The sequence below is a fragment of the Kocuria sp. KH4 genome (assembly GCF_053711175.1).
Window position 1 is genome coordinate 1 of sequence record NZ_JBSJYX010000023.1, and the last position, 22,343, is coordinate 22,343.

Consider the following 22,343-nt stretch of genomic DNA (forward strand, 5'->3'; position numbering starts at 1 on the left):
AGGTCGGTGACCGAGGGGCGGGCGGCCCCGGGGTACTGACAGGTGACATGGGCGTAGCGCACAGCAGACATGGGTCCAAGCCTCTTTCCCGGCAGGCACGTGCCGGACGATCCGAAGGAGAAGAGCGGTGTGGGCGGTCCGCCGGGGGCGGACCGGGTGGAGCCGCGGGCGCCGGGCCGGCCGGCGCCCGCGGAGCGTGCGGGTCAGCTGATCGCCGACTCCATCTCGGGGACCATGCTCCGGGCGGCGTCCTCGGGGCTCGAGCGGTCGAAGACCACGTCCAGCTCGTAGCGGTAGAGGATCTCCTGGAGGGTGCTGAAGCCCAGGGGCGGGACCGGCATGGGGTCCCCGAGCTCGGGCTGGACCTCCTCGACGAACTCGGCGGCCACGGTGTCGGCCTCGCTCAGCTCGGGGAGGACCGCCTCGCGCACCGACTGGTTGGCGGGCAGGCCGCGGTCGGCGAGGTTGAGCTTGCCGGCGTCCTCGGTGTTGACCATGAAGTCGATGAACTTCTTGACCTCCTCCGGGTGCTCGGTCCGGGCGGAGCCGGACATGAACATGGCCGACTTCTGGAAGAGCTGAGCGCCGCCCTCGGAGCCGTCGGAGCTCGGGAAGCGCAGGGGGACCAGCTGGTTGCCGGACGCGGCGTTGAGGGCGCTCAGCTGGTTGGTCCACCACATGCCCATCGCGGCGCCGTTGGTGCCGCTCAGGGACTGGTCCGGGCCCGGGCTCTGGTCCTCCGTGATCACCGAGGCCGGGGGCAGGGCCCCGTCCTCGACGAGCTGCTTCTGCAGGGCCAGGTACTCGGCGGCGTCGGCCTCCTCGAAGCCGAGCGTGCCGTCCGCGGTGGTCAGCTCCTTGCCCTGCTGACGCAGCCAGATCTGGAACCCGGCCGGCTCGTTGGGCCCGCTCGCCCCGTAGGCCTCCGACTTCTCGGCGATCTCCGCGGCGACGTCCGAGTAGTCCTGCCACGTCCACGTGCTGTCGTCCGGCAGCTCCACCCCGGCCTCCTCGTAGAGGGCGGGGTTGGCCATGATCGCCATGATGTTGACGCCGGTGGCCACGCCGAACAGGCCCTCGTCGGTGCGGCCGCTGTCCACGACCTCCTCGTCGATCTCGCTCACGTCCACGTCGGAGAGGTCCAGCAGGGCGCCGTTGTCGGCGTACTCGCGGATGTACTTGTCGTCCATCTGGATGATGTCCGGGGCGTCGTTGGATGCCGTCTGCGTGGCCAGCTTGTCCCAGTAGCCGCTGTAGTCGCCGTACTCCCCGACCACCGTGATCCCGGGGTTCTGCTCCTCGAAGGCGTCGATGATCTCCTGGGTCTGCTGGTGGCGGGTGTCCGAGCCCCACCAGGCGAAGCGGAGCTCGACGTTGCCGTCGTCGCTGGCGCCGTCGGCGCTGCCGCACCCGGTGAGGGCGAGGGCCGAGACGGCGAGGGCCGTCACGGCCTTGGCGAGGGGTCCGGTGCTCTTCATGCTCTTCGTGTCTCCTGACGGTCGATCGGTGCTGGAAAGCGTTTTCCCGAGCGTAGCTGTGATCCAGCTCACGGGTCAAGAGGTGGTGCGGACTTCTTCCGACATCCGGTCTTCCTGCCCCGGGGCCGGGTGTCCGGCCCCGGGGCAGCGGCTACGCGGTGCCGAACCCGGCGGTGTCCGTGGTCCAGGCGCGCGCCTGCTCGCTGAGGGTGATGCCCAGACCCGGGCGGGACGGGACCAGCATGCGGCCGTCGCGGGTCTCGAGGCGCTCCTCGAAGAGGGGGTCGAGCCAGTCGAAGTGCTCCACCCAGGGCTCGCGCGGATAGGCGGCGGCCAGGTGCAGGTGGATCTCCATCGCGAAGTGCGGGGCGAGGTCCAGGCCGCGCTGGTCGGCCAGGGCGGCCAGGCGCAGGAACTGGGTGATGCCGCCCACCCGCGGGGCGTCGGGCTGGATGATGTCGCAGGAGCGGCCCTCGATGAGCCGCACGTGCTCGGCGACGGAGGCGAGCATCTCGCCGGTGGCGATCGGGGTGTCCAGGGCGGCCGTGAGGCGGGCGTGGCCCTCGACGTCGTAGGCGTCCAGGGGCTCCTCGATCCAGGTGAGGTCGAACTCCTCGAGCCGCCGGCCCATGCGCAGGGCGGTGGCCCGGTCCCACTGCTGGTTCGCGTCGACCATCAGGGGCGCGGCCGTCCCGATGTGCTCGCGCACCCCGGCCACGCGCCGGAGGTCCTCCGCCGAGTCGGGCAGGCCCACCTTGATCTTGATCCCGCCGATGCCGGCCTCGAGGGAGGCGGTGGCGCGGTCCTTGACCTCCTCCAGCGAGGCGTGCAGGAAGCCGCCGGAGGTGTTGTAGGTGCGCACCGAGTCCCGGTGGGCGCCCAGCAGCTTGGCCAGGGGGAGTCCCGCGCGCTTGGCTTTGAGGTCCCACAGGGCCACGTCGATCGCGGCGAGGGCCTGCGTGGCCACGCCGGAGCGGCCCACCGAGGCCCCGGCCCACAGCAGCTTGTCGTAGACCTTGGCGATGTCGCTGGGGTCCTCGCCGATGAGGCCCTCGGCGACCTCCTTGGCGTGGGCGTACTGGGCCGGTCCGCCCGCGCGCTTGGAGTAGCTGAACCCCACGCCGGCGTGGCCCTGCTCGGTGGTGATCTCCGCGACGAGGAAGACCACCTCGGTCATCGGCCGCTGCCGGCCGGTGAAGACCTTGGCGTCCGAGATCGGGGTGCTCAGCGGCAGGGTGACGGTGGACAGCTGCAGGTGACGGACGGCGTCCGGGGTGTAGGTCATGGTGGGTCCTCGCGGTCGGGTTGGTGGGGCTGCACCACGAATAGTACAAGTGCATAACTTGTATGACTAGTACTCCGCTCCGGTCCGGCACGACGCTGTGCATGCTGGGGGAGCACGCCGCGACGGGGCGCGGACGCCCGTGCGCGGCGCCCGGCCGGTCCGGCGCCGCGGAGAGGACGGGACCCATGCCCAGCAGCGCGCCCGCCGGGAGTCCGGCCGCCGAGGAGCTGCTCGTGGTGGGCGGGGATCCCGGAACGCCGCAGGGTCCCTACGAGGACTCCCTCGCCGTCATCCGCAGCGGGGCCCTCCAGCGCCACGGCGTGCGCCGGGTCGGCATCGGCGGCTGTCCGGAGGGCCACCCCGCCGTCGACGACGACGTCCTGTGGGCGGCGCTGGCGGCCAGGACGACCGCCCTGCGCGAGCAGGGCCTCGAGGCCACGGTGGTCACCCCGTTCGGCCTCGACACCGCCGGCCCCGACCGGTTCCTGGACGACCTCGCCGCCGGCAATGACGCCGGGGTCCACGGGCCGGTGCGGCTGCACTTCTACACCTTCGGCCGTCTGGGGGCCACGGCCTGCTGGGTCCGCCGGTTCGGCGGGGAGCGGGTGGCGGTCTTCGCCTCACGGTCCGACCACTGCCTGCTGGACCTGATCTGGCGCCAGCGGCGCGGTCAGCTGCCCATGACGATCTCGATGGTCGTCCCCGACCACCCGGACCTGGCGCAGGACGTGCGGGGCTTCGGCATCCCCTTCTTCCACGTGCCCGCCGGAGACCGGGCCGCCGCCGAGGCGGAGCACCTGCGGCTGCTGGACGGCAACGTCGACCTCGTGGTGCTGGCCCGCTGCATGCAGATCCTCTCCGCACCGTTCCTCGAGGCCGTGGGCGTGCCGGTGATCAACATCCACCACTCGTTCCTGCCCGCCTTCGTGGGCGCCGAGCCCTACCGCAAGGCCAAGGAGCGCGGCGTGAAGATCATCGGCGCCACGGCGCACTACGTCACCGAGGACCTCGACGAGGGCCCGATCATCGAGCAGGACGTGGTGCGGGTCTCCCACCGGGACACCGCCCAGGACCTCGCCCGGCGCGGCGCCGACGTGGAGCGGCAGGTGCTGGCCCGCGCGGTGCTGTGGCACTGCCAGGACCGGGTCGTCCGCCACGACCGGCAGACGATCGTGTTCTGACCCCCGCTCGTCCGCGGCCTCGGTCCCGTCCGGGAGCTGGACGTCACCCGCGGTCCGGTCGGGGAGCGAGGAGGGAGCGCAGGGCGCGCGCGACCGGGCCCGGTGACCAGCGGGCCACGCCGTCCACGGAGCCGACGGGGTGCACGCCGGCCACCGAGTTCGTCACGAACACCTCCGTGGCCGCGGCGAGCTCCTCGAGCCGCAGCGCCCGCTCGTCCACGGGGCGCCCCGACCGGCGCAGCGCCCCCAGCGCGCGGGCCCGCACCACCCCGGGCAGGATGCGGCCGTCCGCGGGCGGGGTGATCACGGTGCCGTCGAGCACCGCGAAGAGGTTGGCGCGGCCGGTCTCCAGGACCGTGCCGTCGGCGTCCACGAGCAGCGGGTCGCAGCTGCGCGACCACAGCCCGGGTTCGGGCTCGGGGACGAGCGCCCGCCGGTCCGCCCACTTGTGCCCGCCCAGGCCGCCGGGCAGCCGCACGGGGACCAGCCGCCACGGGGGCACCGGTCCCGGGGGCAGCGCCGTGGCCGTCACCCGCACGTCCAGGCCGCCCTCCGGGGCGGGCGCCGCGGTGATCCGCAGCCGGTGGGGGCCGGGCAGCTCGGCGGCGTGCGCCAGCACCTCCTCGCGCACGCCCCGCGGCAGCGCCGCGCCGCAGCAGGTGAGGCAGCTGGCGCCGAGACGGCGCAGATGGGCGTCGAGCTGGACGGGCTCGCCCTCCTCCACGAGCAGCGTGGTGAACACGCCCTCGGCGCGCCGGGGCACCCGGGCCGGCAGCTCGAACAGCGGGGCCCCGGCCGGCGGCGCGGCCGGCGGGGGCGGGGCGCCGTGGGCGTCCCAGTCCTGCCGCAGGGCGGCGTCCAGCTCCGCCCCGACGGCGTCGAGCAGGGGCACCGCCTTGACCAGCGTCTCGTGGGCCTCGTCGGCCGGGTCCGAGTCGGCCACGATCCCGCCGCCCACGCCGAGCCGGACCCGGTCCCCGGTGAACTCGAACGTGCGGATCGCCACGTTGAGCACCAGCCCGCCCGGACCGGCGCAGCCGATAGCGCCCGTGTAGACCTCGCGGCCGGCCGGTTCGAGCGCATTGATGATCTCCATGGCCCGGATCTTGGGGGCGCCGGTGCAGGAGCCGGGCGGGAAGGTGGCCCGCAGCAGGTCGCCGTCGCCGAGGCCCGGGCGCAGCAGGCCCCGCACGTCCGCCACGAGGTGGTGCACCCCGGTGTGCGGCTCGACCCGCGGCGCGGCCGGGGCCCGCACGGACCCGGGCACGCACGCCCGGGAGAGGTCGTTGCGCATCAGGTCCACGATCATGACGTTCTCGGCGCGGTTCTTCGCCGAGGCGTGCAGCTCCGCCGGGTCGGTGACGGCCGGCGCGGTGCCCTTGATGGGGGAGCTCAGCACGGTGCGGCCGGTGCGGCGCAGGAACAGCTCCGGCGAGAGGCTGGCCACGGCGCCGCCGGGCAGCCGCAGGAAGGCCGCGAAGCGCGGGGCCAGCCGTTCGTGCCCGGCACAGAAGAGGTCCAGGGGGTCGCCCTCGAAGGCGGCCTCGAGGCCGCGGCAGATGTTGGCCTGGAAGATGTCACCGTCCCGGATGTGGCCGAGCGCGGCGGCCACGGCGGCGGCGTGCTCGGCCGCGGAGGCGTCCGCGCGGAAGGGCCCGCACCGGTAGGCCTCCGGCCCGCTCGGGCCCGCCAGGGCGGCCCGGACGGTCGCGCGGGCTGCGGCCGTCCGGGCCGGGTCGGCCCCGGGCCACCGCTCGAGCACCCAGTCGCCGCGGCCGGCCCGCCGGCGCAGCACGTGGTCGTAGAAGCCCAGGTGGTGCTCCGGCAGCCGCGCCGGGCGCGGCGGGGGCGCGGGGAGGCGCTCCAGCCGCCGGGACAGCTGGTAGCCGAGGTACCCGATCCAGCCCGGCCCGGCCGCCGCGGTCCCGCCCGGCCCCGGCGGGACCGTGTCCGCGGCCGGGGACACCGCGTCGGGGGCGGGGCGCGGGGACACCGTGTCGGGGCCGGGGGGCGGGGGCGCGGTGCCCGGGGCGGGGGGCGTGGGTGCGGTGCCCGGGGCGGCCGCCGGGGGCACCGTGTCCAGGGCGGCGAACGGGTCCTCCTCCGGGGCCAGCACGTGCACGGGCCGGAAGCCGATCAGGGCGTCCCCGCCGTCCCAGTCCCCGAACAGGGCCACCAGCCCGGGCTGGTCCCGCAGGGCCCGCAGCATCTGCACCGGCGACACCGCGGCGCCGGCGACCACCTCCGTCTCGCGCATCCCCGGCTCAGCCCTCTCCCGGGGCGGCCGTGCGGCGTCCGGGGCTGCCCGCCTCGTCCTCCAGGCGCCACAGCGAGTTCGCCAGGTGCAGGCGCATGGCGGCCGAGGCCGCCAACGGGTCACCGGCCCGGATGGCGTCCAGGACCGCCCGGTGCTCGGCCAGGACGCGGGCGGTGCGGCGCCCCGTCTCGGCGGTTCCGGCCGCGCCGTCGAGCCGGCGCGGCGGCATGGTGATCATGGCGGCGCCCAGACCGGTCAGGGCGTCGACGTAGTAGGGGTTGTGACTGGCCTCGGCCACGGTCCGGTGGAACTCGAAGTCGTGCTCCAGGGCGGCGGCCGGGTGGTCCGCGTCCTGCTCCGTGCGCAGCAGCGCCCGCTCCATCCGGGCGAGCTGCTGCTCGTCGCGGGCCGTGGCGGCCAGCGCCGCGGCCTCGGACTCCACCCCGGTGCGGAAGGCGAGCAGGCTGCGGCGGTCCCGGAGCGTCCGCACGGGCCGCCCGGCCCCGGCGGGAGCGGCCGGCGGGGTGAGGGCGAAGCTGCCGCTGCCCCGCCGCGTGTGCACGAGGCCCTCGGCCTGCAGCCGGGCGACGGCCTCCCGGACCACCGTCCGGCTCACCCCGTGCTCCGCGATCAGGGTGCTCTCGCTGGGCAGGCGCTCGCCGGGGGCGATGCGCCCGTCGACGATGCGTGCCCGCAGGTCGTCCACGAGAGCGGTGGTGAGGTTGCGGGTCATGGGCCCATGATCTCACCCCGGCGGCAGGAGGCGCTGCGCGCGGGCGTACCCGGGTTATCGTTCCGCGATAACCTGCCTTGGCGGGCCGTGCCGCGGGCCGCGACACTGACCAGGAGAGCACCGGGACCCGTGCCCGGGCGTCCGCCGAGAAGGGAGCAGGGATGATCTTCATCGTCGTCAAGTTCAAGGTGAAGCCGGAGTGGTCGGAGCGCTGGATCGACTTCTCGCGGGACTTCACGGAGGCCACCCGCCAGGAGCCGGGCAACCTGTGGTTCGACTGGTCCCGCAGCGTGGACGACCCGAACGAGTTCGTGCTCGTCGAGGCCTTTCAGGACGACGCCGCGGGCCCGCACGTGAACAGCGAGCACTTCCGGACGTTCACGGCGGAGGCGCCCCAGGCGCTCGTGGAGACCCCGCAGATCATCAGCGAGACCATCTCCGCCGAGGGCTGGAACCGGATGGGCGAGATCACGGTCGGGTGAGGCCCCGGCGGGGCCCCCGGGAACCGTCGGTGGCCCGGGAGCGGCGCTCCCGGGCCATTGGCACCTGCAACGCCGGCCGACACAATATGAGGCATGACCACACGTGACGCCGGCATGGCCTCCGTCCAGAAGGCCTTCGCGCTGCTCGACGTCGTGGCGCGGGACCCCCGGGGCGCGACGGCCAAGGACATCAGCGCCGCGCTCGGGATCCCGCTGCCCTCGGTCTACCGGCTGCTGCAGACCCTGGTGGCCTCCGAGCACGTGGTCCACCTCCGCGACCAGCGGCGCTACGGCCTGGGGTACAAGGTGCACGCCCTAGACACCTCCCTGCGTCAGCAGGTCGGCACGCCCGGCACGGTCCGGCGCGCGGTCCGCGACCTGCACGCCACGGCCGACGCCGCCGCCTACTTCGCGGTGTACCGCGGGGACGCCATCGTGGTGGCGCACGTGGTGGACTCCCCGCGCCGGCCGCGGCTCGACCCCCTGGACTTCGGGTTCACCGACGCGGCCCACGCCACGGCCTTCGGCAAGATCCTGCTCGCCCGGATGGAGCGCGGCGAGGTGGCGGAGTACCTCCAGCGCCGCGGCATGCCCGGCCTGACGGACCGGACCCTGCGCACGCCGGAGGCCCTGCACCAGGAGCTGCGGCGGGTGCGCGCCGAGGGCATCGCAGTGGAGCGGGAGGAGTTCGTGCCCGGGGCCTCCTGCCTGGCCGCGCCCGTGCTCGACGCCGCGGGCCGCACCCTCGGCTCCGTCGCGGTGTCCCTGCGCCCGCCGGACTTCGAGCGGCGGCACCGGGCGATCGCCCCGGTGCTGCGGGACGCCGCCGACCGGGTGGGCCGCGCCCTGCGCGCGGCGGAGGACTGCCCGGCCGGCCGCCGGGCCGACTGAGGAGCCTCCGCCGCGGGCGCGCTACAGGTGCCGGCCCGCCAGCTGCTCGGCGATGTAGTCGGCCTGACGGGTGGCCAGCGCCACGATCGTCAGCGTCGGGTTCGCCGCCGCTCCCGTGGTGAACAGCGAGCCGTCGGAGACGAACAGGTTCGGCACGTCGTGGGTCTGGCCGAACGCGTTGGTCACCCCGTCCTCGGGCCGCTCGCTCATCCGCGCCGTGCCCATGTTGTGCGTCGCCGGGTACGGCGGGGTGCGGTGCGTGGACACCGCGCCCACGGACTCGTAGAGCAGGCAGCCCTGCTGGTAGCCGTGGTTGCGCATCGCGACGTCGTTCGGGTGGTCGTCGAAGTGCACGTTGGGCACGGGCAGCCCCAGATGGTCGGTCACCGCGGTGTTGAGGGTCACCCGGTTGGTCTCCTGCGGCATGTCCTCGCCCACCACCCACATCCCGGCGGTGTTCTCGTAGCCGTCGAGCAGGGCGGTGAAGTCCGGTCCCCACGCGCCCGGGTCCCCGAAGCTGGCCAGGAAGGCCGGCCCCAGGGAGATCGTCTCCATGTAGTAGCCGCCGGCGAAGCCGCGGTCCACGTCGTGCCGGGACTCATCGGCGACGATCCCGGCCATCGTCTCGCCCCGGTACATGTGCACCGGGCGGTCGAACTGCGCGTAGACCGATCCGGTGGTGTGGCGCATGTAGTTGCGGCCCAGCTGCCCCGAGGAGTTGGCGAGCCCGTCCGGGAACAGAGGGGACGCCGAGAGCATGAGCAGCCGCGGCGTCTCGATCGCGTTGCACGCCACGGCCACGAGCCGCGCCCGCTGCCGCTGCACCTGGCCGTCCCCGTCCACGTAGACGACGCTGTCGACGAGGCCCTTCTCCGTGTGGGTGATCTGCACGGCGTGGCACCCCGGGCGCAGGTCGAGGAGGCCGGTGCGCAGGGCCTTGGGGATCTCCGAGACGAGCGTGGACCACTTGGAGCGGTTCTTGTCGCCCTGGAAGTTGAAGCCGTCCTGGACGGAGGCCGGGCGCCCGTCGTACGGTTCCGCGTTGGTCCCGTACGGGCCGGTCGCGTAGTGCCGGTAGCCGAGCCTCTGGGCGCCGGCCGCGAGCACCTTGTAGTTGTTGTTCGCGGGCAGCGGGGGGCGGCCGTGGCGGTGGGTGCTGCCGATCTTCCGCTCGGCGCGGTCGTAGTACGGGGCCAGGTCCTCGAGGGTGATCGGCCAGTCGAGGAGGTTGGCGCCGTCCACGCGCCCGTAGACGCTGCGCGTGCGGAACTCGTGGGCCTTGAACCGCGGCGTGGCCCCCGACCAGTGCGTGGTGGTCCCGCCGACGGCCTTGACCAGCCACGCCGGGAGGTTGGGGAAGTCCCGGGCGATGCGCCAGGACCCCGTGGTGGTCCGGGGGTCCAGCCAGGCCATCTGGTGGAAGGCCTCCCACTCGTCGTTGACCCAGTCCTCGCTGGTCAGGTGCGGCCCGGCCTCGAGCAGGACCACCTTGACGCCCTTCTCGGTCAGCTCGTGGGCCAGTGTTCCGCCTCCGGCGCCGGAGCCGATGACGACGACGGCGGAGTCGTCGTCCAGCTCGATCCGGGGAGTGCGCTGCTGCTGGTCCTGGGGCGTGGTGGTCATGCGGTCTCTCCCGTCTCGACGACGTCCGACCCCTTGAAGAGGTCGCTGAAGGGCTGCCCGGTGGTCTCGGAGGCGCCCTGCCGGTCCAGGTTCCAGCCCTCCTTGGGTGCGGCGGTCACCACCGCGTAGCCGAGGCCGCCGCACTCGGGCAGCTCCTCCTCGGACTCCTCGACGCGCGGATCGGGCAGCCAGTCGAGGTCGTCGAAGCCGCGGTGCAGGTAGCCTCCCTTCGAGAAGGACTCGCCCTCGTAGCCCAGGGCCTCCCACACCTCGTGGTCGTCGTAGAAGTGCAGCACGGTGGTGCGGCGGACGAACCCGAAGAACTCGAGGTCGGCGATCCGCCTGAGCACGTTCAGGGCGGCCTCGTCGGGGAGGTCCACGAACCGCTCCTCGCTCAGCGAGTCGAGGGTCAGCAGCCCCTGGGTCAGGGCCATCCGGAACCACGTGGAGTCCTCGGCCTCCGCCACGATCTTCTCGGTCATCCGTTCGTACGGGCCGTCCGGGAGCTGCGGGTGCGGGAACGCGACCCGCACCACCCGGGTCAGGGTGCGCTTCGCCTCGTCCGTCAGGGCGAGGGCGTTCAGGGCGGAGTACTTCGCGGGATAGACCATGGGTCTCCTCCTCGTCGGCGCGGCCAGGTGTCACCACCGAGTGTGAGTCAGATCACCGGGACGGGCCAGACGCGTTATCGCAGGGCGAGAACGCCCGCCCGGCGCGCGGGAGCACGGGCCGGGCGGGAGGGGCTGCCCGGGCGCCGCGCCGTTCCTCAGACGCGGGGGTCGGTGACCCCGCCCGGGCAGTCGTAGCGGGTGAAGTCCCACGCGCTGCGGCGGGCCCCGGCCCGGTAGGCGCTGTCCCAGAACTCCAGGACGGCGCCGTGCGGATCGGGCAGGTCCCGGACGTCGTCGTAGCGCAGGACCGCCAGGTGGCTCCCGCCCCGCTCGGTCCACCGCGCCGTGCCGGGCCGCAGCGGCTCGGCGGCCAGGCCCTCCGGCTCCGGGGCGGTGTAGGAGTAGAAGGCCGGCTCGGGGAAGGCGTCGTCGCCGAACCAGAAGCCGGAGCTGATGACCTCCCGCGAGTAGGCCTCGCCGGTCACCGGGTCCGCGCCGGGCGGGACGTCCACGGCGGTGTCGGCGAAGCGGGTCACCGCGAGGTCGAACGTGTGCCAGAAGTGGTGGACCGGGCTGGTCTTGCCCGACCACTCCCCGGCGAAGCGCTCGAGCAGCAGGTTCACCTGGCCCAGCACCTGCCAGTACCGGGTCACGGCGGCGGGGTCGTAGGCGGCGTGCTCGGTGTCCTCGGCGAACGGGCGCCCCGAGTCGGGCAGGTCGAAGGGGCGCGGGACGGCGATGGTGACGTCCACCCCGGCGGCCTCGAGGGCGTGCAGCAGGCGGGCGTGGAACGCCGCCACGGACAGCCCCGGCAGGGCGAAGGAGTGCCGGGCGCCCGTGGCGGTGCTGACGTCCAGGCGGTGGTCGAGCAGGTCCAGGTCGATCGAGAAGACCGGGTCGCGGCCCATCGGGCGGGTGGTCAGGCCGCGCCCGGTGACGTGCAGCGGCACGTGCCACCAGTGGTTGCGGCGGGGCGCGGCCGCCAGCCGCACCTTGCCGACCACCTGCAGGAACCGGTGGACGGTCTCCCGGGTCTCCCCCCAGGGCTCGTAGGGCATCTCGGGGAAAGCGGTGTGGGTCATGGCGTCCTCCTCGGCCCAGTGTGCGGCCGCCGCCCCGGGAAATCCAGGGCTGGTCGGGGGCCCGCCGGCGTGGGACAGTGGTGCCGGGCGCCGCGGAGCGCGGCGGCCCGCGACGCGGGGGTGGTCGGCATGGCCGAGGACGACATCGACGTGGGCGCCGGTCCGAGCGGGACCGGGTGCGCCGAGTGCCTGGCGGACGGAGGCTGGTGGGTGCACCTGCGCCGGTGCGCCCGGTGCGGGCACATCGGGTGCTGCGACACCTCCCCGGCCCAGCACGCCACCGCCCACCACCGGCGGACGGGCCACCGGTACGTGCGCAGCTTCGAGCCGGGGGAGTCCTGGTGGTGGGACTACGTCGCCGGCGCCTTCGTGGAGGGCCCCGAGCTCGCCCCGCCGCGGCACCGCCCGGAGGACCAGCCGGTCCCCGGCCCGGCGGGGGCCGTTCCCGCCGACTGGCGCCGGCACATCCACCGGTGACGCCCGCCGATGACGGCCGCCGGGAACGACCGGGTCCTGCCGCGATGAACGACTCCTCCGCGCACGCCGATCCGGCCGCCGGCCCGTCGGCACCGCTGGCCTGGGGGCAGCCCCGCGCCCGGTGGGTGCTCACGGCGACGGTCCTCGGCTCGGCGCTGTCCTTCCTCGACGGGACGGTCGTCACCATCGCCCTGCCCTCCCTCGGGGCCGACCTCGGGGCGGGGACGGCCGGGCTGACCTGGGTCGTCAACGCCTACGCCCTGACGCTGGCGGCGTTCGTGCTGCTGGGCGGCGCGCTGGGGGACCGGTACGGGCGGCGCCGGATCTTCCTCGTCGGCGTGACGGTCTTCGCCGCGGCCTCCGTGCTGTGCGGCCTCGCCCCGGACATCACGGTCCTCGTGCTCGCCCGGGCCGCCCAGGGCGTGGGCGGGGCGCTGCTGACGCCGGCCGGCCTGGCGATCCTGCAGGCCTCGTTCGCGCCCGAGGACCGGGCCCGCGCGATCGGTGCCTGGTCGGGTCTGACGGGGGTCGCCGCGGCGGTCGGCCCGTTCCTCGGCGGATGGCTGGTGCAGGCCGTGAGCTGGCGCTGGGTGTTCCTGATCAACCTGCCGCTCGCGCTGGCCGTCGTCGTCATCAGCCTGCGCTGCGTGCCCGAGTCGCGGGACCCCGGGGCCGCCGCACGACCGGACGTGCCCGGCTCCGCGCTGCTGGTGCTGGCCCTCGGCGCGCTGACCTACGGGCTCACCGCGGCGGCCGAGGAGGGTCCCGGCGCTCCTGTTCCCCTGGGCCTGCTCGCGGGTGGCCTGGTGCTGCTGGCCGGGTTCCTGCTGGGGGAGCGGCGCTCGCGCGCCCCGGTGCTGCCGCCCGCGGTGCTCCGGGTGCGCCTGTTCGTGGCGGTGAACCTCATCACGCTGCTGGTCTACGCGGCCCTGGGGGCGGTGTTCTTCGCCCTCGTCGTCGCCCTGCAGGTGGGCGCGGGGTTCTCCCCGCTGGCGGCCGGGCTGTCCCTGCTGCCGGTCACCGTGGTCATGCTGGTGTTCTCGGCGCCCGTCGGCGCCCTCATGGGCCGGACCGGCCCCCGGCCCCTGATGACGCTCGGACCGCTGGTCGCCGGGCTCGGGGTGGCCCTGCTGGGCCGCGTCGGGCCCGGGGCCGACTACACGCTCGACGTCCTCGTGCCCGCGACCGTGTTCGGGGCCGGACTGACCCTGCTGGTCACCCCGCTGACCGCCACCGTCCTCGCGGCCCTGCCCGAGGAGCAGGCGGGGCTGGCCAGCGGGGTGAACAACGCGGTCGCCCGCACCGGCGGCCTGCTCGCCGTCGCCGCGCTGCCGCTGCTCGGCGGGCTCGGCGACGGAGGCCTCGCCGAGCCCGAGCGGGTGCGCGACGCGTTCGTGCTCATCACCCGGGCCTGCGCCGGGATGCTGGTCGCGGGCGGGCTGCTGTCCGCGCTGCTCGTCCGGGTCCCCGCCGAACAGGCCCCCTCCCGTGCCGGGCCCCCGGCCGGCCGGCCGGCTCCGCGGCGGGCGGTCGCGCCGACGCACTGCGCCGTGGGCGGGCCGCCCGCCGCGCTGCCCCCGAGCGCGGGTCCGGGCGCACCGGGGGCGGCCCCGACACACCGTTGACCCCCGCGGCGCCCCGCCTCTACCCTGAAACCCCTCGTCACAGCACAGTCGGTCGTGAGCGCCCGGACACGGCGGCGCACCGGGACGCCCGGTCGTCCGGTCGCCCGCGAGACCGGTGGGCACCGGTCGGCCCGCGCCGTCGTGCGCGATCCTGATCCGCATCCCGGTCACCCGTCCCGAGGACGTGATGTGCCGTGCACCGTCGTCAGCCCACCACCGCTCCCGCCGTACCGCGCACCCGGGGGCGGCTCGCCCGCCCCCGGGCCCGCGGCGCGGCGTCCGCGCTCGCCCTCACCGCCGTCCTCGTGGCCGCACCCGCCACCGGGGCGGGCGCGGCCCCGGGCGCCGCCCCCGTGGTCGCAGCCCAGGCCCCTCCCGGGCTCGAGCGGCTCTACGCCCAGGAGATCGTGTGGACCCCGTGCGGGGCGGCCGCCGAGTGCGCCACGGTGCGCGCCCCGCTGGACCACGCCGACCCGGCCGCCGGGGAGATCGACCTCGCCCTCACCCGGGTGGCGAGCACCGACGCCGCCGTGCGGCAGGGCTCGCTGCTCGTGAACTTCGGCGGCCCGGGCGGCTCCGGCACGGCGGCGATCGAGCGCTGGGCGGCCGGCCTGGGCCCGGGCGTGCGCGCCGCCTACGACGTGGTGGGCTTCGACCCCCGGGGCGTGGGCGCCTCCACGGCGGTGGACTGCGTGGACGGACCCACCGTGGACGCCTGGCGCGCCGACCCGGTGGACCCGGACACCCCGCAGGGACTGGCCGAGCGCACGGCGCGCGCCGAGCAGTACGCGGCCGCCTGCGCCGCCGCCACCGGGCCGCTGCTGGGGGAGGTCGACACCGACAGCGCCGCCCGGGACCTGGACCTGCTGCGCGCGACGCTGGGGGACGAGCGGCTGAACTACCTGGGCTACTCCTACGGCACCCAGCTCGGGGCCGCCTACACCGAGCTGTTCCCGGAGCGCACCGGCCGGTTCGTCCTGGACGCGGCCGTGGACCCGGCCCTGGACCTCGCCGAGCTGACCGTCCAGCAGGCTGCCGCGTTCGAGCGGTCCCTGCGGGTCTTCGCCGCCTCCTGCCTGCCGCAGGACGGCTGCCCGCTCGAGGGCACCGTGGACGAGGCCGTCGCGCAGATCGACGCCCTGCTGGACCGGCTCGGGACGCAGCCGCTGCCCACCGCCGACGGCCGCCCGCTCACCGTGGACGACGCGGTCGCCGGGATCTACACGCCCCTCTACGACGCCCGGATCTGGTGGTTCCTCGGTCAGGCGCTCGACCGGGCCCTGCACCACGGGGACGGCACGGCCCTGATGTTCCTGGCCGACGCCGCCTACGGCAGGAACCCCGACGGGACGTACTCCAACGCCGACGAGGCGAACACCGCCGTGAACTGCCTGGACTACCCGGTGGACGCCGACCCCGCGGCGATGGCCGCCCTGGACGCGCGGCTGCAGGAGGTCGCGCCGACGCTCGGGGACCACTTCAGCCACGACGAGATCACCTGCGGGGTCTGGCCCCACGAGCCGGTCTCCCCGCCGGCACCGGTCGACGGGGCGGGGGCCGGGCCCGTCCTCGTGGTCGGCGGCACGGGGGACCCGGCCACGCCCTACGCCTGGTCCCTGGCGCTCGCCGCCCAGCTGGAGGGCGGGCACCTGCTCACCCGGCGAGGGGAGGGGCACGGCTCCTACCTGCGGGGCAACCTCTGCGTGGACGAGGTCGTCGACGGCTACCTGCTCCGGGGTGTGCTCCCGGCGCAGGAGAGGACCTGCTGAGCGGGGGCGCCGGCCCGGCTCATGAGCGGGCCGGCGCGAGAGAGTCCCCGCACCGGCCCAGCCACCAGGGAAATCAGGAAGATCCGGCGGCTCCGGCCCATCCTACTGAGCCCCCGGTCACGGTTCAGCACTTGATTTTTCCCGCAGAACGTGACCCGGCACGGGTACCGGACGGGCGCCGGGGGGAGGATGCTGGACGGTGGAGAGGAGCAGACCATGGGGGAGCGGGACGTGCGGCGGCAGCAGGGCGCGGCGGGAGCGGCGGCCGCGGCGTGCGCCGCGCTGCTGCTGACCGGCTGCGCCGCGGGAGGTGTCGGACCCGCGGGCGAGCAGCTGGGCGCCCCGGCCGCCGCGCCCGACCTGGAGGTGCAGACCGTCGTCGACGGGCTGAGCAACCCCTGGGACGTGGCCCTGACCCCCGAGGGCACCGCCCTGGTCACGGAGCGCGGCGGCCGCCTGCTCGCCCACGACGCGCAGGGCACCCGCGAGGTCGCCGCCGACCTGGGCGACCTGTTCGTGGGCAGCGAGGCGGGGCTGATGGGGCTGGCGGTGTCCCCGGACTTCGAGCGGACCCGCGAGTTCTTCCTGTGCCACGCGACGCGGGCGGAGGACGGCGGGCCGCGCGACGTGCGGGTCACCCGCTGGCGCCTCGACGATCCCGCCCGGGCGGCCGAGCGCACCGGGACGGTGGTCGACGGGCTGCCCATCAGCTCCGGCCGGCACAGCGGCTGCCGGCTGCGCTTCGCCCCGGACGGCACCCTGCGCGTGGGCACCGGGGACGCCGCACAGGGCGGGAACCCGCAGGACCTCGGCTCGCCCGGGGGCAAGACGCTGCGGCTGCACCCCGACGGCACGGTCCCGGACGACAACCCGTTCGCCGACCGGCCGGGGAGCGCCGCCGCCGTGTACACCCTGGGCCACCGCAACGTGCAGGGCCTCGCGGTGCAGCCGGGCACGGGCACCCTGTGGTCCGCGGAGCACGGCCCCGGCCGCGACGACGAGATCAACGTCCTGCGCCCCGGCGGCAACTACGGGTGGGACCCGGTGCCCGGCTACGACGAGTCCACCCCGATGACCGACCTCGGGAAGTTCCCGGACGCCGTGGGGGCCGCGTGGTCCTCCGGCCGGCCGACCGTGGCCGTCAGCGGCGCCGCCTTCCTCGAGGGCCCGCAGTGGGGGGCGTGGGACGGGGCCCTCGCCGTGGCGGAGCTGAAGAACACCGGCGTGGGGGTCCACCGGGTGGAGGGCACCGGGATCACGGGCAGCACGCGCATGGCGGAGCTCGAGAACGACCACGGCCGCCTGCGCTCGCTGACCCTCGCCGAGGACGGCGCCCTGTGGGTGACCACCTCCAACGGCGAGGACGACGCCGTGCTGCGCGTCACGGCCCGCGCCGGGGAGGGCTGACCTCGGCGCGGGCGGGGCTCAGGACTCGGCCTGCCCCTGCCGCCAGTAGCCCATGAAGGAGACGTTGTCCTTGGGGATGCCCGCGGCGTCCACGCACAGCCGGCGCAGCGCCTTCACCGTGCCGGACTCCCCGGCGAGGAAGACGTAGGGGACGTCGGCGCGCCCGGGGGCCGCCACCGACCAGGCCCGCGGCTCCTCGGGCCGCTCGCCGATCCGCAGCGGCACCGGCGCGTGCTCCCCGCGCTGCGGGCGCCGGCCCGCCAGGACGTCGTCCACGGCCCCGCCGGGCAGGTCCAGCAGGCGCGCGAGCCGCGCGGCGGCCCGGTGCCCGTGCCCCGCGGGCGCCCCCCGCCCGGCGCGGGGCAGGACGTGCAGGCGCACGTCGGGCAGCTCGGCGGGAAGCCGGTGGGCGGCCACGTCGTCGTGGTGCGGCACCTCCAGCACCACGTCGAGGCGGGGACGGGACCCGTCGGCGGCGGCCGCGTGCGCGGTCCCGGCGAACTCCTCGGCGAACTCCTCGGCGACGGACATGAGGGCCGGCGCCGCGGTCTCGTCGCCCACGGCGAGCACGTGGCGCGCGCCGCCGTGGTCCCAGGCGGCCCACGGCCGCTCCTCGGGCCCGGGGCCCAGCAGATAGACGCGCTGGCCGGGGGCCGCGGCCGCCGCCCACCGGCTGCCGGGCCCGTCCTGTCCGTGCCCGTCGTGCACCACGACGTCGATCACCAGCTCCGGCACCGCGATCCCGCAGAAGGTGGTGCGCCGGACGCCGCGCACGGTGTAGGTGCGCATCCAGCCGCGCTCCTCGGCGGGACGGGCGAACCAGCTCTCGCGCAGGCCCAGGGACAGGTCCACCCGCTCGGGGTCCCGGCCGGGCGGCGGGACGAGCAGCTTGATGTAGGCGTCCCGGCACCGGGTCAGGTCCCCGGCCCCGAGCAGGGCGGGGGAGAGGCCGGCGAGCTCCGGGCCCGCCAGGGTGATGCGGCGGAAGGACGGGCACAGCTGCGTCACGGACGTCACGGCCGCCTCGACGCAGAGCACGGGGGCGGCGGGGACGGTCCCCGGGATGCTGGTGACGGTCACGGCAGGTTCCTCACGGTGTCGGCGGCGGGGCGGGCGCCCCCTGCGGGGGTCGGGACGGGGATCCCGGCGGGCGGAGCGGGGTGGGCGCCCTCCCGGGCCCGCCCACGGGGTAGGACCACGGGCCGCCCGCCCACGGGGTCGGGCACCACGTCGGCGCGCAGCCCGAAGACCTCGGCCAGCAGCTCCGGGGTGAGCACCTCGGCCGGCGGGCCCACGGCCACGATCCGTCCCGCGGCCATCGCCACGAGCCGGTCGGCCACGCGGGCGGCCAGGTTGAGCTCGTGCAGGACGGCCACCACGGTGGCCCGGCCCCGGCCCGGCCCCGCCGGGTGCTCGAGCCCGCGCAGCATGTCCAGCAGGTCCACCTGGTGGGCCAGGTCGAGGTAGGAGGTGGGCTCGTCGAGCAGCATGGTGCGGGCCCGCTGGGCCAGGGTCAGGGCGATCCAGACCCGCTGGCGCTGCCCGCCGGAGAGCTCCTCCACCGGGCGCCCGGCGAGCGCGGTGAGCTCGGTGAGCTCCATGGCCCGCGCCACGGCCGCGTCGTCGTCGGGGGAGGGGGCGCCCCACCAGCGGCGGTGGGGGTGCCGCCCGCGCTCCACGAGCTCGGCGACGGTCAGCCCCTCCGGCACCACCGGGGACTGCGGCAGGAGGCTGACGGAGCGGGCGTACTGGCGGGAGTGCCACTCGCGCACCCCGCGGCCGTCGGCCTCGAGGGTCCCGGCCGACGGCCTGAGCTGCCGGGACAGGCCCTTGAGCAGCGTCGTCTTGCCGCACCCGTTGGCGCCGATGAGCACGGTGGTGCCGCCGTGCGGGATGTCCAGGTCGACCTCCCGCACCACGGTGCGGTCGTCGTAGCCCAGGGACAGCCCGCGCATCCGGAACGCCGGGGCCTCGGCCTCCGGGTCCGCCACGGCGTGCAGGTCGGGTGTCACGTGGTTCCTCCTCTCCGCTGCCGCACGAGCAGCCACAGCATCACGGGCGCGCCCACGGCCCCGGTGACCACGCCGGCCGGCAGCTGCGTGCCCGCCAGCAGGTCCGAGCCCAGCGAGTCGGCGACCACCACGACCACCGCGCCCACCAGGGCGCAGGCCACGATCGAGGTCCGGCCGCGGGTCAGGGCGGTGGCCACCGGGGTGGACATCAGGGCCACGAAGGCCAGCGGGCCGGTGGCTGCCGTCGCGGCGGCGGCGAGCAGCACGCCGAGCCCCAGGGCCAGGGCCCGGCTGCGGCCCGGGTGCGCGCCCAGTCCCGCGGCGAGCTCGGGGCCGAGCTCGGCGGGCTCGAGGGCCCGGTGCACGGCCACGGCCGCGGGCACCGCCACCAGCAGGCACGCGCCCAGCACGGTGATCCGCTCCCACGTGGCCGCGCTCAGGGACCCCGCGGTCCAGACCGCGGCGTCCTGGGCGGAGTTCAGGGCCAGCCGCGTCAGCATGGCGGCGGTGACCGCCTGGGCCAGGGCGGCCACGCCGATCCCGGCGAGCAGGAACCGTTCGCCCACGATCCCGCCGCCGCGCAGGCGCACCGAGGCGGTGGCGATCAGGGCGGCGGCCAGCAGCGCGCCGGCCAGCGCCGTCCAGGACACCGCGGTGCCGCGCAGGCCCCACAGCGCGGCGCCCGCCACGGCGCCCGCCGCGGCCCCGTAGGTGATGCCCAGGATGTCGGGGCTGGCCAGCGGATTGCGCAGCACCCGGCGGAACAGCGCGCCGGAGCAGCCGAGGGCGGTCCCGGCCAGGGCGCCCAGCACCGCCCGCGGCAGCTTCTCCTGCAGGACGATGAAGCTGGCCCCGGGGATCCGCTCGCCCGCGAGGATCGCGAAGAAGTCGGGGATCGTCACCGTGTAGCGCCCCAGCAGCACCCGCACGGCCAGGGCCGCCAGCAGGGCGAGGGCGAGCAGGGCCACGGCCCGGCGGGTCCGCCGGGCGCGGGTGCGGCGGACCGCCCGCAGGGCCTCGGCGGCCCCGGCGTCCTCCGGGGCGGGGGCGGGGGCGAGCGCGGTGCCGGTCACAGGGTCACGCTCCGTCCCCGGCGCAGCAGCGCCAGCAGCACGGGCACGCCGAGGACCACCGTGGTGACGCCCACGTGGATCTCCTGCGGCGGGGTGAGCACGCGCCCGAGGACGTCGGCCAGCAGCAGCAGCGCGGGCCCGAGCACCGCGCTGAACAGCACGATCCAGCGGTAGTCGCCGCCCAGGAAGCGGCGCACGGCGTGCGGGACGAGCAGGCCCACGAAGGCGATGGGCCCGGCCAGAGCGGTCGCGGAGCCCGAGAGCAGGACCACGCCCACGAAGACCAGCACGCGCTGCAGGCCCAGGTCCACGCCGAGGCCGCGGGCGAGCTCGTCGCCCAGGGCCATGGCGTTGAGCCCGGAGGCGCCGCCCAGCACGAGCAGCACGCCGAGGAGCACGAGGGGGGCCACGGCGGTGAGGTCGGTGCCCTCGGCGCGGGCGACCGAGCCGATGCTCCAGAACCGGAAGCTGTCCAGCACCGCCGGCCGGCTGAGCACCACGGAGGTGGTCAGCGCGGTGAACCCGGCGCTGACCGCGGCGCCGGAGAGGACCAGGCCCGCCGGGGTGGGGGCGCCGCCGCCCAGCCGCGAGGAGCCGAAGACGAGCACGGCGGCCACGGCCGAGCCGGTGAGGGCCAGCGCGGTCAGCTGCCACGTGGCCACCACCCCGAGCCAGCCGAGGCCCAGGACCACGGCGCAGGAGGCGCCGGCGGTCAGGCCCAGCAGGCCGGGGTCGCCCAGGGGGTTGCGGCTGACGCCCTGCATGCCGGCGCCGGCCACGGCGAGCGCCGCCCCGACGAGCACGGCGGTGAGGGTCCGCGGGACCCGGCTCTGCACCACGGCCGCGTCGATGCCCAGCCCGGCGGTGAGCTGGGGCCCGCCGTCCAGGAGGGCGGTGGGCAGGCCGGCGAGCACCTGGACCACCGTGGCGGGGTCCACCGAGCGGGCGCCCCAGAACAGGGACGCCGCCGCGCAGACCGCCAGGAGCAGCAGGGCGGCGAGCAGGGCGAGGCCCCGGCGCCGCTGGGCGGCGCCGGGGACCCGGGGGGCGGCGGGGGAGGCCGTGCTGGTGCTGCTCACCGGGACCGGGAGCTCACTGACCGTCGGCGGAGGCCGCGGCCTCGGCGATGTCCGGCAGCACGTTCTCGAGCGCCCACGGGATGCTCAGCGGGGACGCCGCCGAGACCGAGAGCACCTCCTGCTGGTCGCTCTGGAGCACCAGGGCGTCGCCGGCCACCGCGGGGACGCGGCTGAGCAGGGGGTCCTTCTCGATGGCCTCGCGCACGCTCTCGTCCTCGGCCCAGCTGACGAAGACGTCGGAGGTCAGCTCGTCGGCCCGCTCCGGGGACCAGGTGATGTAGAACTCGTCGTCCTTGCCCCGGGCGGCCTCCGTGACCGCCTCGGACTGGACCATGCCGAGGGACTCGAGGAACTTGGGGCGGTTGTCCACCGCGGTGTAGGCGAAGATCTGGTCGGCCGCGGACGGGTCGAGCGTGCCGTAGACGAAGGAGGTGCCCTCCAGCTCCGGGTGCTCGGCGGCCGCGTCGGCGATCTGCTGCTCGACGTCCGCCACGACCTCGGCGGCCCTCTCCTCCCGGCCCAGGGCCTGGCCGATGAGCTCCGTGGAGTCCTGCCAGGACGTCCCGTAGGCCACGGCGTCCTCGGGGTAGGCGACGACGGGGGCGATCTCCGAGAGCTTGTCGTAGTCCTCCTGCGTCAGCCCGGAGTAGGCGCCCAGGATGACGTCCGGCTCCAGGGCGGCGATCGCCTCGAAGTTGATGCCGTCCGTCTCGGAGTAGGTCTCCGGCGCCTCGGCGCCGGACTCCTCCAGCGCGGCGTCGAACCAGTCCGTGGACCCGTTCTCGTTGGCGCCGAAGTCCAGGGAGGGCACCCCGACCGGGACCACGCCGAGGGCGGTCGCCACGTCGTGGTTCACCCAGGACACCGTGGCCACGCGCTCGGGGGCCTCCTCGATCGTGGTCTCGCCGAACTCGTGCTGCACGGTGCGGGGGAACTCGCCCGTGGCACCGGCCGCGGTGGCGGACCCGCCCTCGGACTCCCCGCCCGCGGTCCCGGTCGAGCACCCGGTGAGCAGCAGGGCCCCGGTGGCCAGCAGGGCGACCGGCGCGAGGGCGCGGCGGGCGGAGGACAGCGGGCGCGGAGCGCGGGGAAGGAGAGGGGCCACGGCCACCCTTTCGACGGACGACGGCGGCGCCGTCGGTGCGAGTGCGGTTAGGGAAGGTTTGCCTAACCGCCGGACATGGATCACCCTAGGGCGGAGGGCGGCGAATACGCAATACGGACATGATGTAATCGCTCCGCCGATGTGGTTAGGTAAGGCTTGCCTCACTCCGAGGC

Annotated in this window: 19 protein-coding genes; 7 read left to right on the forward strand and 12 right to left on the reverse strand. The window is 75.7% G+C overall.

The genetic code is table 11. The features are described from left to right. Positions 1-203 precede the first annotated feature (203 nt). Positions 204-1,478, reverse strand: coding sequence for an ABC transporter substrate-binding protein (locus ACWCOM_RS14780; protein WP_454549511.1), 1,275 nt, complete (start codon positions 1,476-1,478; stop codon positions 204-206). Between the two features lie 151 nt (positions 1,479-1,629). Beyond that, complete coding sequence (locus ACWCOM_RS14785; RefSeq protein ID WP_454549512.1) at positions 1,630-2,763, reverse strand: L-talarate/galactarate dehydratase; 1,134 nt, start codon at positions 2,761-2,763, stop codon at positions 1,630-1,632. A 185-nt stretch (positions 2,764-2,948) separates the two neighbouring features. On the opposite strand from ACWCOM_RS14785, the gene ACWCOM_RS14790 reads away from it, so the two are divergent. Continuing rightward, positions 2,949-3,944: a formyltetrahydrofolate deformylase gene (locus ACWCOM_RS14790; RefSeq protein WP_454549513.1), complete on the forward strand. Its 996-nt coding sequence runs from the start codon at positions 2,949-2,951 to the stop codon at positions 3,942-3,944. A 43-nt stretch (positions 3,945-3,987) separates the two neighbouring features. Here the strand turns inward: ACWCOM_RS14790 and ACWCOM_RS14795 are convergent, their stop codons facing one another. Next, entirely contained in the window at positions 3,988-6,201 is a 2,214-nt protein-coding gene (locus ACWCOM_RS14795) for a bifunctional anthranilate synthase component I family protein/aminotransferase class IV (protein ID WP_454549514.1), read from the reverse strand. Positions 6,202-6,208: 7 nt separating this feature from the next. Then, positions 6,209-6,934, reverse strand: a complete 726-nt coding sequence (locus ACWCOM_RS14800; protein ID WP_454549515.1) for a FadR/GntR family transcriptional regulator — start codon at positions 6,932-6,934, stop codon at positions 6,209-6,211. 161 nt (positions 6,935-7,095) lie between these two features. Here ACWCOM_RS14800 and ACWCOM_RS14805 point away from each other — a divergent pair, with 161 nt between their 5' ends. Then, positions 7,096-7,416 (forward strand): putative quinol monooxygenase, encoded by a 321-nt coding sequence (locus ACWCOM_RS14805; protein WP_454549516.1) that lies wholly within the window; start codon positions 7,096-7,098, stop codon positions 7,414-7,416. A gap of 93 nt (positions 7,417-7,509) precedes the next feature. Then, the gene (locus ACWCOM_RS14810) at positions 7,510-8,307 is read left to right on the forward strand and encodes an IclR family transcriptional regulator (protein WP_454549517.1); all 798 of its coding nucleotides are present in this window, start codon (positions 7,510-7,512) and stop codon (positions 8,305-8,307) included. Between the two features lie 21 nt (positions 8,308-8,328). Here ACWCOM_RS14810 and ACWCOM_RS14815 read toward each other — a convergent pair whose 3' ends face one another. From ACWCOM_RS14815 to ACWCOM_RS14825, 3 genes are all read right to left on the reverse strand, one after another. Next, positions 8,329-9,930 (reverse strand): GMC family oxidoreductase, encoded by a 1,602-nt coding sequence (locus ACWCOM_RS14815; RefSeq protein ID WP_454549518.1) that lies wholly within the window; start codon positions 9,928-9,930, stop codon positions 8,329-8,331. Beyond that, entirely contained in the window at positions 9,927-10,541 is a 615-nt protein-coding gene (locus ACWCOM_RS14820) for a hypothetical protein (protein ID WP_454549519.1), read from the reverse strand. Before ACWCOM_RS14820 ends, ACWCOM_RS14815 begins: the two co-directional genes overlap by 4 nt. A gap of 155 nt (positions 10,542-10,696) precedes the next feature. After that, a complete protein-coding gene (locus ACWCOM_RS14825; protein WP_454549520.1) occupies positions 10,697-11,623 on the reverse strand; it encodes a DUF5996 family protein in 927 nt (308 codons plus the stop codon). Positions 11,624-11,752: 129 nt separating this feature from the next. On the opposite strand from ACWCOM_RS14825, the gene ACWCOM_RS14830 reads away from it, so the two are divergent. The 4 genes from ACWCOM_RS14830 to ACWCOM_RS14845 all read left to right on the forward strand — a co-directional run bounded on the left by ACWCOM_RS14830 (position 11,753) and on the right by ACWCOM_RS14845 (position 16,901). After that, complete coding sequence (locus ACWCOM_RS14830; RefSeq protein ID WP_454549521.1) at positions 11,753-12,100, forward strand: UBP-type zinc finger domain-containing protein; 348 nt, start codon at positions 11,753-11,755, stop codon at positions 12,098-12,100. A 44-nt stretch (positions 12,101-12,144) separates the two neighbouring features. Further along, entirely contained in the window at positions 12,145-13,725 is a 1,581-nt protein-coding gene (locus ACWCOM_RS14835; RefSeq protein ID WP_454549522.1) for an MFS transporter, read from the forward strand. A 194-nt stretch (positions 13,726-13,919) separates the two neighbouring features. Further along, positions 13,920-15,494, forward strand: coding sequence for an alpha/beta hydrolase (locus ACWCOM_RS14840; protein WP_454549523.1), 1,575 nt, complete (start codon positions 13,920-13,922; stop codon positions 15,492-15,494). Between the two features lie 216 nt (positions 15,495-15,710). Next, entirely contained in the window at positions 15,711-16,901 is a 1,191-nt protein-coding gene (locus ACWCOM_RS14845; protein WP_454549524.1) for a PQQ-dependent sugar dehydrogenase, read from the forward strand. Positions 16,902-16,919: 18 nt separating this feature from the next. On the opposite strand, the gene ACWCOM_RS14850 is transcribed toward ACWCOM_RS14845, so the two are convergent. Genes ACWCOM_RS14850 through ACWCOM_RS14870 form a run of 5 tightly spaced genes read right to left on the reverse strand, consistent with a single transcriptional unit; the run spans position 16,920 to position 22,176 of the window. Continuing rightward, positions 16,920-17,981, reverse strand: coding sequence for a siderophore-interacting protein (locus tag ACWCOM_RS14850; RefSeq protein WP_454549525.1), 1,062 nt, complete (start codon positions 17,979-17,981; stop codon positions 16,920-16,922). Continuing rightward, the gene (locus ACWCOM_RS14855; RefSeq protein ID WP_454549576.1) at positions 17,978-18,856 is read right to left on the reverse strand and encodes an ABC transporter ATP-binding protein; all 879 of its coding nucleotides are present in this window, start codon (positions 18,854-18,856) and stop codon (positions 17,978-17,980) included. The genes ACWCOM_RS14850 and ACWCOM_RS14855 overlap by 4 nt, the downstream gene beginning before the upstream one ends. Before the next feature lie 53 nt (positions 18,857-18,909). Further along, complete coding sequence (locus tag ACWCOM_RS14860; protein WP_454549526.1) at positions 18,910-19,986, reverse strand: FecCD family ABC transporter permease; 1,077 nt, start codon at positions 19,984-19,986, stop codon at positions 18,910-18,912. Beyond that, positions 19,983-21,065 carry a FecCD family ABC transporter permease gene (locus ACWCOM_RS14865; RefSeq protein WP_454549527.1) on the reverse strand — a complete coding sequence of 361 codons (1,083 nt, stop codon included), beginning with the start codon at positions 21,063-21,065 and terminating at the stop codon, positions 19,983-19,985. The genes ACWCOM_RS14860 and ACWCOM_RS14865 overlap by 4 nt, the downstream gene beginning before the upstream one ends. Before the next feature lie 13 nt (positions 21,066-21,078). Next, the gene (locus tag ACWCOM_RS14870; RefSeq protein ID WP_454549528.1) at positions 21,079-22,176 is read right to left on the reverse strand and encodes an iron-siderophore ABC transporter substrate-binding protein; all 1,098 of its coding nucleotides are present in this window, start codon (positions 22,174-22,176) and stop codon (positions 21,079-21,081) included. Positions 22,177-22,343 lie beyond the last annotated feature (167 nt).

Excerpts from the sequence above, each read along its gene's own strand:
- ACWCOM_RS14780 (WP_454549511.1), bottom strand. The coding sequence starts at position 1,478 with ATGAAGAGCACCGGACCCCTCGCCAAGGCCGTGACGGCCCTCGCCGTC.
- ACWCOM_RS14785 (WP_454549512.1), bottom strand. The coding sequence starts at position 2,763 with ATGACCTACACCCCGGACGCCGTCCGTCACCTGCAGCTGTCCACCGTC.
- ACWCOM_RS14790 (WP_454549513.1), top strand. The coding sequence starts at position 2,949 with ATGCCCAGCAGCGCGCCCGCCGGGAGTCCGGCCGCCGAGGAGCTGCTC.
- ACWCOM_RS14795 (WP_454549514.1), bottom strand. The coding sequence starts at position 6,201 with ATGCGCGAGACGGAGGTGGTCGCCGGCGCCGCGGTGTCGCCGGTGCAG.
- ACWCOM_RS14800 (WP_454549515.1), bottom strand. The coding sequence starts at position 6,934 with ATGACCCGCAACCTCACCACCGCTCTCGTGGACGACCTGCGGGCACGC.
- ACWCOM_RS14805 (WP_454549516.1), top strand. The coding sequence starts at position 7,096 with ATGATCTTCATCGTCGTCAAGTTCAAGGTGAAGCCGGAGTGGTCGGAG.
- ACWCOM_RS14810 (WP_454549517.1), top strand. The coding sequence starts at position 7,510 with ATGACCACACGTGACGCCGGCATGGCCTCCGTCCAGAAGGCCTTCGCG.
- ACWCOM_RS14815 (WP_454549518.1), bottom strand. The coding sequence starts at position 9,930 with ATGACCACCACGCCCCAGGACCAGCAGCAGCGCACTCCCCGGATCGAG.
- ACWCOM_RS14820 (WP_454549519.1), bottom strand. The coding sequence starts at position 10,541 with ATGGTCTATCCCGCGAAGTACTCCGCCCTGAACGCCCTCGCCCTGACG.
- ACWCOM_RS14825 (WP_454549520.1), bottom strand. The coding sequence starts at position 11,623 with ATGACCCACACCGCTTTCCCCGAGATGCCCTACGAGCCCTGGGGGGAG.
- ACWCOM_RS14830 (WP_454549521.1), top strand. The coding sequence starts at position 11,753 with ATGGCCGAGGACGACATCGACGTGGGCGCCGGTCCGAGCGGGACCGGG.
- ACWCOM_RS14835 (WP_454549522.1), top strand. The coding sequence starts at position 12,145 with ATGAACGACTCCTCCGCGCACGCCGATCCGGCCGCCGGCCCGTCGGCA.
- ACWCOM_RS14845 (WP_454549524.1), top strand. The coding sequence starts at position 15,711 with ATGGGGGAGCGGGACGTGCGGCGGCAGCAGGGCGCGGCGGGAGCGGCG.
- ACWCOM_RS14855 (WP_454549576.1), bottom strand. The coding sequence starts at position 18,856 with ATGCGCGGGCTGTCCCTGGGCTACGACGACCGCACCGTGGTGCGGGAG.